This is a genomic window from Stenotrophomonas sp. CFBP8980 (assembly GCF_034046095.1).
Lineage (GTDB): Bacteria > Pseudomonadota > Gammaproteobacteria > Xanthomonadales > Xanthomonadaceae > Stenotrophomonas > Stenotrophomonas lacuserhaii.
Window position 1 is genome coordinate 129402 of record NZ_JAXCXF010000009.1, and the last position, 12469, is coordinate 141870.

Here is a 12469-nt window from a genome sequence, read left to right on the forward strand (position 1 = left end):
CCTGGCTGTCCTCGTCCCTCTCTACAATCCCCCCATGTCGATCGAACTCCGCCATCTCCGCTACTTCCTCGCCGTGGCCGACACCCTGCACTTCGGCCAGGCCGCCGAGCGGCTCGGCATGTCACAGCCTCCGCTGAGCCAGCAGATCCGTCAGCTGGAACAACTGCTTGGCGCGCAACTGTTCGTGCGCAGTCATCGGCGGGTGCAGCTGACCGAAGCCGGGGCGCTGCTGCAGGTGAAGGCCCGCGCGATCCTGCAGCAGGTGGACGCGGCGGTGGACGAGGCGCAGCGGGTGCAGCGCGGCGAGCAGGGCGAACTGCACATCGGCTTGACCCGCGCCACGCCGCTGGTGCCGCAGATTCCGCGCGCCATCTTTGGTTACCGCGAGCGTTTCCCGCAGGTGCGCTTGCGGCTGCGCGAGATGAACACCCTGCAGCAGATCGATGCGCTGCTGGAAAACCGGCTGGACGTGGGCATCATCCGCAAGCGCGTGCTGCCGCCGGAACTGGTGGCGCACAGCCTGTTTACTGATCCGCTGGCGCTGGTGCTGCATCGCGGCCACCCTGCCCTGCGCGGGCGTGACCCGGCCAGCACGGTACTGCCGTTGCAGCAGTTCGCGCACGAACCGTTCGTGGGCTTCCACCGCAGCGTGGGCGCCGGCATCCACGACCAGATGATCGCGCTGTGCGCGGCGGCAGGGTTCACGCCGCGCATCGTGCAGGAGGCCGGTGAGGCGTCCACGCTGATCAGCCTGGCGGCGGCGGGATTGGGCGCGGCGATCCTGCCCTCGTCATGCGACCACATCCAGATCGAGGGCGCGTGTTTCGTGGCGCTGGGGGACCAGGGCGCGCATTCGGAAGTGCAGCTGGTGTGGCGGCGGGAAGGGGTGACGCCGTTGATCCGCAACTTCACTGCGCTGCTGCAGGCGGAGTTTGGTCGGTAGTGACGGCTGGTAAGCGGCGCCAGAGGTTCCAGGCGATGCCGGCACCGATCACGGTCAGCAGGCCGGTGAACGCGCATACGCCGACCCAGTCCCACGCGGTGTAGGCCAATCCGCCCACCGCGCCCAGCACGCTGGAACCGAGGTAGTACGAGAACAGATACAACGCGGATGCTTCGGCGCGGATCGCGCCGGCACGGCTGCCGACCCAGCTGCTGGCCACCGAATGGCCTCCGAAGAAGCCGAAGGTGACCAGTGCGATGCCGATCGCCATCGTCCACAGCCACGGCATCACCAGCAGCACGATGCCGGCGATGATCAGGGCGTAGCTGATCGACAGCACGCGGCCGCGGCCATGGCGGATCGCCTGCTGACCCATCCAGGCCGAACTGAACGTGCCCACCAGGTACACGCTGAAGATCAATCCGACCACGGTCTGGCTGAGCCGATACGGCGGTGCCAGCAGGTGGTAGCCCAGGTAATTGTAGGTAGTGACGAACACGCCCATCAGCAGGAACGCGGTGGCGAACAGCCACGGCAGGCCGGGATCGGCGAACAGCTGGCGCCAGCGCGAGGGCAGTTGGCGCAGCCCACCGCGACGGCTCTGGAAGTGCCGGGAGGGCGGCAGCTGCATCCACAGCAGCAGGGTGCTGGCGACGGCGATCAGCGATACCACGCCGATGCCCCAGCGCCAGCCCCAGTGGTCGGCGATGATGCCGGCGATCAAGCGCCCACTCATGCCGCCCACCGCGTTGCCGCCGATGTACAGGCCCATCGCCAGGCCCATCGCGCGGCTGTCCATCTCTTCGACCAGATAGGTCATCGCCACGGCCGGCACGCCGCTCAGCGCCACGCCGAGCAGCGCGCGCAGCACCAGCATCGTGGTCCAGTCTGTCACCAGCGCGCTGGCGGCAGACAACACGGTGGAGGCCAGCAGCGCAGTAATCATCACGTTGCGGCGGCCGACGCGGTCGGACACCAGGCCGGCGATCAGCATCATCACCGCCAGCAGGCCGGTGCTGAGCGAAAGCGCCAGGGCGCTGTTGGCGGCGGACACGCCGAAGTGGCGGCTGAACTCGGGCAGCAGCGGCTGCACGGTGTACAGCAGGCCGAAGGTGGAGAAGCCGGCCAGGAACAGGGCCACCGCGGTGCGCCGGAACGCGGGCGTGCCTTGTTCGATGTGGGTGGCCGCGTCTGCGGGCGCGGTCGGGGGACTTGGGGGGATGCGGCGCTCGAGGGCGGCCGCGGTATCGCCGTTCATGGGATCGGGAGGGCCGTGGGAGGCGGCCGGGGTGCGGGGATGCGGTCAGGCTAGCCCCAGTCATCGAGTCGATCCATAACCTGATGGGTACGGATTGATATGTTCTGCGTATGGATGGCGGCAAAAGGGCAAGGGCTGACGACCAGCGGTCGTCACTACCGAGCCCTCACTCTCTCTCCGTTACAGGTGCAGCCACTCCACGCCTTCGCCGCGGCGGTAGTAGACGGCCACGGCTTTGCCATAGACCTTGTCGGCGTCGACGAAGCCGAAGAAGCGGCCGTCGAAGCTGTTGCCGCGATGGTCGCCCATCACCAGCAGTTTGCCGTCCGGCACCACCACGCCGTCCACGTCCGGGCCGCCGCCCATGTCCAGGCCGAGCTGCGCGATGCGGCTGCCGAACTGTTCCGCGGCCGGGTTGCCGGCCTGCTGCAGCGGCTGGCCGTTGATGCTGAGGTGGCCGTTGCGCACGTCCACGCGGTCGCCGGCCACGGCCACCACGCGCTTGATCAGCCGGGTGCCATCGGCGGGGGAATCGAACACCGCTACTTCGCCACGCTGCGGGGCGCCCACGTCCATCAGCGCGTGCTGGGTGAACGGCAGGCGCAGGCCATACGCGCGCATGTCCACGACCACGCGGTCACCCGGTTCCAGGGTGGGCTGCATCGAACCGCTGGGTACCACGTAGTGGTTGGCCAGGGTATCGCGCGCGGCGGCCAGCAGGCCGAGCATCACCAGCAGCGGCAGTGCTTCTTTCTTCAGCCAGTGCAGCGCGCGTTGGGTAACGGGAGGGCGGGCGATGGCATCCATGGCGAAGCTCCGGGAGGTGTGGGGGTAAGACCGTGGGAAGGGCGGTTCGGTTCCCTGGACGACAGAAAAGGGGTCAGAGTCCTTTTCGCTACGCGAAAAGGACTCTGACCCCGGACTCTGACCCCGACCGCTACGGAGAATTTACGTGCGGTCGCCGCGCACGCCATGGAGGCTTTACGGGCGGTGCGCGCATCGTGTGCCTACCGCGCCTCGGGCGCTTGCTTGTGGTTGCTGCCCCATGTCGATCTTCATCATCCGTGGCCCGGAAGCATCCGGCACCTTGATCCGCACCGCCGAGCCGCTGCCCGCACTGGTGCTTAAAACGCTGGTGCACCGCGCGGTGGATGCCGGTACCAGCGTGGCGATCCGTGCCTGCGGGTCCGAGCAGGAACTGCTGGATGCGCTGCGCGTGGCCGACCATGCACGCGGCGAGGTGACCCTGCTGGACCCGGGTGCGTGCGCGCACAGCATGCGGCTGCAGCGGCTGCTGCCGCACCTGCATAACGCGTATGTGGAAATGCACGACGACGGTGCGGTGGCGGAGCCGTGGTTGCCCGATGGCATCGGCCAGCGGCTGGGCATCGCAGCCGGGTACGGGGCGCAGAGTTACGTGCTGGCGCTGGACATCGCGCTGGATCACCTGGGCCTGGCCGAGCGCGCCGAGCGCGTGCACGTAGGAACGTGAGCCAGCACGGAAACCGGTAGCACCGAGCCATGCTCGGCGAGCGCGGAGCGCGGCCTGCGTCAGGCATCGTGGTGCCGGAGCGGAAAGCAGAACGGCGGGGTTTCCCCCGCCGTTCGTTCAACTCACTTCAGGCCGCGGAACTCGAGCAGCGGTTCCACCGACGGGTCCTTGCCGCGGAAATCGCGGTAGAGCTGGCTCAGCTCCACGCTGTTGCCGCGCGACAGCACCTTGTCGCGGAACTGCTGGCCGTTGGCGGCGGTCAGGCCACCGTTCTCCTTGAACCACTGGAAGGCATCGTGGTCCAGCACTTCAGCCCAGAAATAGGCGTAGTAACCGGCCGAATAACCGCCACCCCAGATGTGGTCGAAGTAGCTGGTGCGGTAACGCGGCGGCACCTGGGCCAGGTCCACGTTGAACTTCTTCAGCGCCGCTGCTTCGAACTTGCCCACGTCCTGCAGCGGTGCGTCGGCCTTCTGGGTGTGCCAGGCCAGGTCGAGCAGCGCCGCCGACAGGTATTCGGTGGTGGCGTAGCCCTGGTTGAAGCTGCGTGCCTTGAGGATCTTGTCGACCAGTTCCTGCGGCATCGGCTCGCCGGTCTTGTAGTTCTTGGCGTAGTTGGCGAACACCTTCGGGTCCAGCGCCCAGTGTTCGTTGAACTGCGAGGGGAACTCGACGAAATCGCGCGAGGTGGCGGTGCCGGCGATCGAGGGGTACTTCACGTTGGAGAACATGCCGTGCAGCGCGTGGCCGAACTCATGGAACAGCGTGGTGACGTCGTCGAAGCTCAGCAGCGCCGGCTGGCCCGCGGCCGGCTTGGTGAAGTTGCACACGTTGTAGACCACCGGCTTGGCACCGGTCAGGCCGTCCTGTTCAACGAACACGTCCATCCAGGCGCCACCGGACTTGCTGTCGCGCTTGAAGTAGTCGGTGTAGAACAGCGCCAGCGAGGTGCCATCCTTGTCGAACACCTCATACACCTTCATGTCCGCGTGGTAGGTCGGGATGTCGGTGCGCGGCTTGAAGGTGATGCCGTACAGCTGGGTGGCGGCGTAGAAGACGCCGTTCTGCAGCACGTTGTCCAGTTCGAAATACGGCTTGATCTGCGACTCGTCCAGGTCGTACTTGGCCTTGCGCACCTGCTCGGCGTAGAAGTCCCAGTCCGAAGCGGCCAGCTTGAAGCCGCCCGACTTTGCATCAGGATGCTGCGCATCGATGACCTTCTGGATGTCCGCCGCTTCGGCGCGCGCCTTGGCGGTAGCGGCCGGCACGGTGTCGGTCAGCAGCTTCAGCGCGGCAGCCGGGGTCTTGGCCATCTGGTCGCCAAGGTTGTAATCGGCGTAGGTGGCGAAGCCGAGCAGCTTGGCCTTCTGCGCACGCAACTGGGCCAGGCGCTGCACGGTCTGCTGGGTGTCGTTGGCATCGCCGCGCTGGGCGCGGGTTTCCGATGCTTCCAGCACGGCGGCGCGCTGTTCGCGGTTGCTCAGCGAACCGAGCACCGGCTGCTGGGTGGTGTTCTGCAGCGGCAGCAGGAACTTGCCTTCCAGCTTGCGCGCGGTGGCATCGGCGGCGGCGGTGGCGATGGCGTCTTCGCTCAGGCCGGCCAGCTTGGCCTTGTCATCCACCACCACGGCGGCGGCGGCGGTGGCGGCGACCAGACGGGTGTGGAACTGCGTGGACAGCGTGGTTTCTTCCACGTTGAGCTTGCGCAGGCTGGCCTTGTCGGCGTCGTTGAGCTGCGCACCAGCGCGCACCAGGCCGTCGTAGTAATGCTCCACCAGGCGGGTCTGCACGGGATCCAGGCCGAGCGAGGCGCGCTGGTCGTACAGCGACTTCACCCGGGCGAACAGCTTCGGGTCCAGGTTGATCTCGTCCTGGTGGGCGGCCAGCTTGGGCGCCACTTCTTCCTGGATCTTCTGCCGCGCATCGTTGGTATCGGCCTGCACCAGGCCGAAGAAGATGCGCGAGACGCGGGTCAGCGTTTCACCGCCACGCTCCATCGGCACGATCGTGTTGTCGAAGGTGGCCGGCTCGCTGGAATCTGCGATGGCGCGCACTTCGGCCAGGTGCTGGCGCATGCCTTCCTCGAAGGCCGGCAGGTAATCGCTGTCCTGGATCCTGTCGAACGGCGGCGCCTGGAACGGCAGCGTGCTCGCGCTCAGCAGCGGGTTGGTGGAGGCATCGGCCGGCTGCTGGGCCGGGGCGTTCTGGGCTTCGGACACGGGGGTGGACTCCTTGCCGGAACAGGCAGCCAGCGCCAGGCTGATGGCGGCGGCCAGGATGACGGTACGCGACATGCAAAAGGCTCCTCGGGGGGCGATCAGGACTGACCGCCAGCCTTCCAGCCTACTCCCACGGCGCTGTGGCGGCATGTGCCGGACGTGGCGCCTGCGCTGCCACGCTGTGGCCGCTCAGACCGTGCCGCGGGTCTTGCCGATCCACGGGCGGTAGTACTCGCGGATGCTGGCCATGTCGGCCGCGTCGTTGCCGGTTGCATGGAACAGCGGCCCGAAGCCGATGGTCTTGTCCGGATAATGGAAGTAGGCGGCGAGGATCGGCACGTCGGCCATCCGCGCGATCTTCAGGAAGCCGGCCTTCCAGTGGGTCACCTTCTTGCGGGTGCCTTCCGGGGTGATCGCGTACCACATCCTTTCCGAGCGACGGATCACCGCCACCGCCTGTTCCACCGTGCCCTGCGGCGAGCTGCGGTCCAGCGGGATCACCCCCAGCTTGCGCAGCAGCGGCCCCAATGGCCACCAGAACAGCGAGGCCTTGCCCAGCACGCGCACGTCCAGGCCCAGCGCCAGCTTCACTGCCATGCCCCAGTACCCATCCCAGTTGGACGAATGCGGGGCGATGATCATCACCACCTTGGGCACGTCGGGCAGGGTGCCGACCACCTTCCAGCCGCGCAGGCGCAGCGCACTGCGCGCGATCCAGCGGATGAAGGCATTCGGCTTGACCTGCGGCATGTTCGGCGGCACGGGTGGCAGCAGCGGCGAAGGATGATTCAAGGCTTACTCCCAGTTGCGGGTTGTGCGACCGCGCTTGACCTGCGCGCGGCCTTTCTTGGCGTCCAGGCGACGCAGGGTCGACCCGTAGGTTGGTTTGGTGGCCTTGCGTGGCTTGGGCACGCTCAGCCCTGCCCGGATGAACTCGGCCAGCCGCTCGCGCGCATCCTCGCGATTGCGGTCCTGGGTACGGAAACGCTGCGCGTCGATGACCAGCACGCCTTCGCCGGTCACGCGCCGGTCGCGGCGCACCAGCAGGCGCGCACGCAACGGCTCGGGCAGCGACGGCGAGCCGGCCAGATCGAAACGCAGCTCCACCGCCGTCGATACCTTGTTGACGTTCTGGCCGCCGGCGCCACTTGCACGCACGAACCGCTCGACGAGTTCATCGTCGGGGATCACAAGCTGCGCGGAGATGACCACTGGACCAATACCCATGGGCCCATTGTAACGGTAGCCGGTGACGGTTGGCTGTCGGTATCGCGAGCCGTTCCACCACGATCAGGTCCCCAACACGTCGCCTTCGCCAGCGCGGGCGGTATGCTGGCGTCATCATCCCCGAAGGACGTCCGCATGATCCGCCTTTCCCGCCGCCTGCACCGCACCGCCCTGCTGCTCGCGCTTGCCCTTGCGTCCGTTCCTGCGCTGGCCGCGCCGCCCACCGATGGCGACATCAACCGCCTGTTGTCGGCCTCGCGCGCGCAGGCCATGCTGGATTCGATGCTGCCGCAGATCGAGACCATGCAGCGCCAGCAGTTCGAACAGGTCACCCAGCAACGCCAGCTGACCCCGCAGCAGCAAGAACAGCTGCAACGCATCCAGGCGCGCACCGCACAGACCCTGCGCCAGGCGCTGTCCTGGCAGCAGCTGCGGCCGATGTACGTGGACCTGTACAAGCAGACCTTCAGCAAGGAAGACGTGCTGGCGATGGCCGAGTTCTACGAGAGTTCGGCTGGTCAGAGCCTGCTCGACAAGACCCCGGCACTGATGCAGAACGTGATGGTGGCCATCCAGGCGCGCATGCAGCCGCTGTTCGCGGACCTGCAGAAGGACCTGGAAACCATCGTCAACGAGCCGACCAAGAAGTAACGGTGTGTGAGCGTAGGTGGGTGACGACCGTGGGTCGTCACGCTTCCTGCTGCAGAGCGTGACGACCAACGGTCGTCACCCACCAAATGCGGGGCCGTCCCACGTGACGGCCAGCGGCCGTCACTACCGGGGCGCGCGCTCTTACTTCGCTGCCTTCACCGGGTTGCCGTCGGCATCGATGATGCTGACTTCGCCCAGGTTCAGCGCGCGGACCGGTGCTTCGGTCTGCTTCAGGTCGCCGACCACCACCCAGGTCAACGATTCCGGCTTGATCGCCGCGGCTGCCTGCTGCACCTGCGCCGGGGTCATCGCTTCGATGGCCGCCTTGCGCTGGAACACGTAGTCGTCCGGACGCTGGAACTGCACCAGGCTGCCGATCGTGCCCAGCACCGAACTGGCCGTTTCATACGCACCGGGCAGGCTCAGGGTCTGGATGTTGCGGATGCGCTGCACTTCAGCGGCGGTAGCTGGTTTCTGACCACCGGCGAACTCGGCGATTTCCTTGCGCATTTCCGCCAGTGCCGGACCGGTCTTGTCGATCTGCACCGGTGCCATGGCCATCCACGGCCGCTGGCCGACGGTGCTGCTGGCGCTGCTGCGGGCGCCGTAGGACCAGTGCTTTTCCTCGCGCAGGTTCATGTTCAGGCGCGAGGTGAAGTCGCCGCCCAGGACGCCGTTGGCGATGTCGAAGCGGACCGAACCCGGATCCACCGAAGACGGCACCACCTGGCCGGCGAACAGGTTCGCCTGCACCGCACCGGGCTGGTCGATCAGGAACACGCGCGGGCGGGTCGGCACGGCCACATCAACGGCCGCCTTCACCTTCGGTGCCGGGCCTTCGCTCTTCCAGTCGCCCAGCTGGCGGTTCAACAGCGGCACGATTTCCTTCAGCGTGGTGTCGCCGACCACGATCAGGGTGCCCTCTTCCGGGCGAAGCCAGTCGCGGTGGAAATCGACCAGCTCATCGCGGGTCAGGCTGGCGATGGCCGCCTCGTCACCACTGCCGGTGAACGGAATCGCATACGGGTGGCCCTTGCCGTACAGCAGCGGCGGCAGCACGCGCATCGCCGACGCAGTGGGGTTGGCCTTTTCCTGCGCGATTCCGGCGATCCAGCTGCCCTTGACCCGGTCGATCTCCGATTGGTCAAAGCGCGGCTGGCGCAGCAGCGTGGCATACAGGCCCAGCGACGGCGCCAGATTCTCTTTCAGCGCTGACAGGTCGACGGTGCTGAAGTCCAGCCCGGCCGACGCACTCATGTCCGCACCCAGCGCGTCAGCGGCATCGGCGAAGGCCAGCGAGCCGAGCTTGCCGGCGCCTTCGGTCATCAGCCCCATGGCGAAGTTGGCAGTGCCCGGCTTACGGTCCTGATCGGCACTGAAGCCGCCCGGGAACTGATAGCTGAACTGCACCACCGGGATTTCATGGCGCTCTGCCAGGATCACCCGCGTGCCGTTCTTCAACGTGGCGCGCTGCAGTTCGGGGAACTTGAGTTCAGGGAACTGCCGAGTCTGCGGCACGCCGGTGCCACGGTCCACCTGGGCCGGCAGGGTGGTGTACTTCGGATCCACGGCCGGCACTTCGAACGGCTTCGGGCTCTGCGAGGCTTCTTCTTCCAGCGCCACGCGCTGGCCCGGTTCCACCACCAGGGTGTGGCTGCCGGTGCCCAGCCACTTGCCACCGACCGCGCGCAGGTCAGCGACGCTGGCGCCATCGATGTTCTTCAGCGAATCGCGGAAGCAGCCCGGGTCGCCGGTGTAGACGGTGCATTCGGCCAGCGCATCGGCCTTGCCGCCGAACCCGCCGATGCGTTCGATGCCGCGGATGAAGCTGGCACGGAAGGCGGTCTTGGCGCGGCTGAGTTCGTCCGCCGACGGGCCTTCAGCGACCAGGCGGTCGATCTCTTCGTCGATGATCGCTTCCACGCGCGCCGGGTCGACGCCCTGCTTCACCGTGGCCATCACCATGAAGTTGGAACCCAGCTGCGAGGCGTAGGCGCCGGCGCTGATGTTGTCCACCAGCTTCTCTTCGTGCTCCAGCCGCTTGCCCAAGCGCGATGACTTCGCCCCGCCCAGCACCTGGCCCAGCAGCTGCAGTTCGTCGATGTCACGGGTGCCGACTTGGGCCACGTTCCAGGCGCGGTAGATGCGCACCTGCGGCACCTTGTCGGTCATCACTTCGCGGCTGTCGGCGGCGCGCTGCGCCACGTCCACCTCCGGCTGCGCCATGCTCGGGCCGGCCGGGATGCTGCCGAAATACTTCGCTGCCTTTTCCTTGGCCGTGGCCAGGTCGATGTCGCCTGCCAGCACCAGCACCGCGTTGTTGGGGCCGTACCAGGTCCGGAACCAGGTTTTGACGTCATCCAGCGAGGCCGCGTTGAGGTCGTTCATCGAGCCGATGACGCTGTGGTGATACGGGTGGCCCTTCGGATACAGCGCGCGGTTGAGCTGGGTCCACACCTGGCCATACGGCTGGTTCTCGCCCTGGCGCTTTTCGTTCTGCACCACACCGCGCTGCTCGTCCAGCGCGGCCTGGTCGATCGCACCGAGCAGGTGGCCCATGCGGTCGGATTCCATCCACAACGCCATGTCCAGCGCAGTGGTCGGCACGTTTTCGAAGTAGTTGGTGCGGTCGGTGTTGGTGGTGCCGTTCTGGCCGGTGGCACCGACCTGCTTGAAGGGTTCGAAGTACTCGCCGTCGTGGTTTTCGCTGCGCTGGAACATCAGGTGTTCAAACAGATGCGCGAAGCCGGTGCGGCCGGCGGGTTCGTCCTTGCTACCCACGTGGTACCAGACATTGACCGCCACGATCGGCGCCTTGCGGTCGGTGTGCACCACCACGCGCAGGCCATTGGGCAGGGTGAACTGCTCGAAAGGAATGTCGACCTTGGCCGCTGCGGCCGGCTTGGCCAGCAGGGGCGCGGGCGCCAGGCCGCCCAGCGCGGTGGCAAGGGCCAGGGCAAGCAGGGCAGTGCGCGGACGCAGTGAGGAGGTCATTGCTGATCCTTGGTCATCTAGGTAAACGACGATCCTACCGCGTGCGCCAACACACCAGCATCGGCCAAGCGTCACACGCTGGAAGCGACCGAACCCAAGGTTTTCCGCGTGCCCGGCTGTTGTCCGGGCGCACTGGCGCGGACAAGTGTCCGGACAGCGGACACTTCGGATATTTCTAAATCATTGATTTTGAAGCTTTAAAACTTGGCACGGCGATTGCTCCCTCTACCTCGCAGCTCGAAGCGACCGAAATGAAACTGACTGCACGCTGAACCGCACTGGGAAATTGACGATTGTTCTTGCAAGCCCAGTTTCGGTGTACTACCTTACTACCACACCACCGCCCACACACACTAAACAGGCCCCGCCATGAACACCAAGATCCTCGCCATCGCCGTCGCCCTGATTGCCGGTACTGCGGTTGTTTCGCCGGTGCAGGCCGCACCTTCCATCAGCACCTTGCAGACCGTGCAGGTCCGCCCGGACGCCGAACAGCTGGCCCAGCAGGCCTGGGAGAGCAGCAGCCGCATCCCGACCCTGGCCGCAGTGCAGGTACGCCCGAGCGCCGACCAGCTGGCCGAGATCAACGGCCAGGCCATCGCCGCCTCCGCTGCGATGCCGGTCACCACTCTGGCCGCCGTTGAAGTCCGCCCGAGCCTGGAGCAGAAGGTCGCCCTGGCTGCCGAACTGCAGGCAGAGCGCTACACCGTTGCCCTGACCAACGCGGCCACCGCGTTTGCCAACAACGTCATCGTCAACCTGCCGGTGGTGCATGTGCGCCCGACCCAGGCCGACCTGCAAGCGCTGGCGCTGGAAACCGCTTCGGTCCTGGTTCGTCCGTGAGTGACCTGCACATGCTGATCGTTGCGATACGCCCCTCGACAAACCCCTGAACGCCGGGTCCCCTTACCCGCAAGGACCCGGCAGGCCGCCAAGCACCGCGCCGCGCATTACACTGCGTCGATGAGCCAGGTCCCCACGTTCCACGTCGTGCTGTTCCAGCCCGAAATACCGCCCAACACGGGCAATGTCATCCGTCTTTGCGCCAACACCGGCGCGCACCTGCACCTGGTCGAACCGTTGGGTTTCGCACTGGACGACAAGCAGCTCAAGCGCGCCGGCCTGGACTACCACGAGTATTCCCGCCTGCAGGTTCATCCGGACCTGGATACGGCATTGGCCCGCATTGCACCGAACCGTTTGTTTGCCCTGAGCACCCGCGCCAGCGTCCGCCATGACAGCGTGCCGTTTGAAGATGGTGATGCATTCCTGTTCGGCCCGGAGAGCCGCGGCCTGCCGCAGGACGTACTGGATACGCTGCCCGATGGCCGCCGCCTGCGCCTGCCGATGCGTCCAGGCAACCGCAGCCTCAACCTGTCCAACACGGTGGCGGTGGTGATGTACGAGGCATGGCGCCAGCACGGGTTTGCCGGCGGTGCGTGAGGGGTGTCGAACGGGTGGGACCCCCTCGCGGGTGGCTTCAAAGCAGCAGCCTTGGTCTGGGCCGGGCGGTGGGGCTGGGCGGGGGACGGCAAGAGCCGCTCCTGCGGGCCTCGTTTCGCGCCATCCATGGCGCTCAACGCCCCCGCCCAGCCCCACCGCCCGACCCCCTGACAGGTTCCGGTGGCCGCCACCCGCGTTGAAAATAGAATAAAGGCAGGGGTCAGAGTCCTTTCGCTATGCGA

The 12469-nt window shown here is 66.7% G+C and carries 11 protein-coding genes; 5 read left to right on the top strand and 6 right to left on the bottom strand.

Annotated features, from left to right (window positions below):
* Positions 1 to 34: 34 nt before the first annotated feature.
* Positions 35 to 943 (top strand): LysR family transcriptional regulator, encoded by a 909-nt coding sequence (locus tag SOM47_RS16695; protein WP_192084742.1) that lies wholly within the window; start codon positions 35 to 37, stop codon positions 941 to 943.
* On the opposite strand, the gene SOM47_RS16700 is transcribed toward SOM47_RS16695, so the two are convergent.
* Positions 909 to 2201 (bottom strand): MFS transporter, encoded by a 1293-nt coding sequence (locus tag SOM47_RS16700; RefSeq protein ID WP_320506202.1) that lies wholly within the window; start codon positions 2199 to 2201, stop codon positions 909 to 911. The genes SOM47_RS16695 and SOM47_RS16700 overlap by 35 nt on opposite strands.
* 180 nt (positions 2202 to 2381) lie before the next feature.
* Positions 2382 to 3008: a signal peptidase I gene (gene lepB, locus SOM47_RS16705; protein WP_320506203.1), complete on the bottom strand. Its 627-nt coding sequence runs from the start codon at positions 3006 to 3008 to the stop codon at positions 2382 to 2384.
* Between the two features lie 238 nt (positions 3009 to 3246).
* Between lepB and SOM47_RS16710 the strand changes: the two genes are divergently transcribed.
* Entirely contained in the window at positions 3247 to 3693 is a 447-nt protein-coding gene (locus tag SOM47_RS16710; protein WP_320506204.1) for a 3-dehydroquinate dehydratase, read from the top strand.
* Positions 3694 to 3815: 122 nt separating this feature from the next.
* Here the strand turns inward: SOM47_RS16710 and dcp are convergent, their stop codons facing one another.
* The 3 genes from dcp to arfB form a co-directional block, all read right to left on the bottom strand.
* A complete protein-coding gene (gene dcp / locus SOM47_RS16715) occupies positions 3816 to 5987 on the bottom strand; it encodes a peptidyl-dipeptidase Dcp (protein WP_042614235.1) in 2172 nt (723 codons plus the stop codon).
* Positions 5988 to 6101: 114 nt separating this feature from the next.
* Positions 6102 to 6704, bottom strand: a complete 603-nt coding sequence (locus SOM47_RS16720) for a lysophospholipid acyltransferase family protein (protein ID WP_042614236.1) — start codon at positions 6702 to 6704, stop codon at positions 6102 to 6104.
* A gap of 3 nt (positions 6705 to 6707) precedes the next feature.
* Positions 6708 to 7139, bottom strand: a complete 432-nt coding sequence (gene arfB, locus SOM47_RS16725) for an alternative ribosome rescue aminoacyl-tRNA hydrolase ArfB (RefSeq protein WP_042614237.1) — start codon at positions 7137 to 7139, stop codon at positions 6708 to 6710.
* A 135-nt stretch (positions 7140 to 7274) separates the two neighbouring features.
* On the opposite strand from arfB, the gene SOM47_RS16730 reads away from it, so the two are divergent.
* Complete coding sequence (locus SOM47_RS16730) at positions 7275 to 7790, top strand: DUF2059 domain-containing protein (protein WP_320506205.1); 516 nt, start codon at positions 7275 to 7277, stop codon at positions 7788 to 7790.
* 141 nt (positions 7791 to 7931) lie between these two features.
* Here the strand turns inward: SOM47_RS16730 and SOM47_RS16735 are convergent, their stop codons facing one another.
* Entirely contained in the window at positions 7932 to 10784 is a 2853-nt protein-coding gene (locus SOM47_RS16735; protein ID WP_320506206.1) for a M16 family metallopeptidase, read from the bottom strand.
* Between the two features lie 369 nt (positions 10785 to 11153).
* Between SOM47_RS16735 and SOM47_RS16740 the strand changes: the two genes are divergently transcribed.
* The gene (locus SOM47_RS16740) at positions 11154 to 11627 is read left to right on the top strand and encodes an XAC0231 family protein (RefSeq protein WP_320506207.1); all 474 of its coding nucleotides are present in this window, start codon (positions 11154 to 11156) and stop codon (positions 11625 to 11627) included.
* Between the two features lie 120 nt (positions 11628 to 11747).
* The gene (locus SOM47_RS16745; protein WP_042614241.1) at positions 11748 to 12227 is read left to right on the top strand and encodes a tRNA (cytidine(34)-2'-O)-methyltransferase; all 480 of its coding nucleotides are present in this window, start codon (positions 11748 to 11750) and stop codon (positions 12225 to 12227) included.
* Positions 12228 to 12469 lie beyond the last annotated feature (242 nt).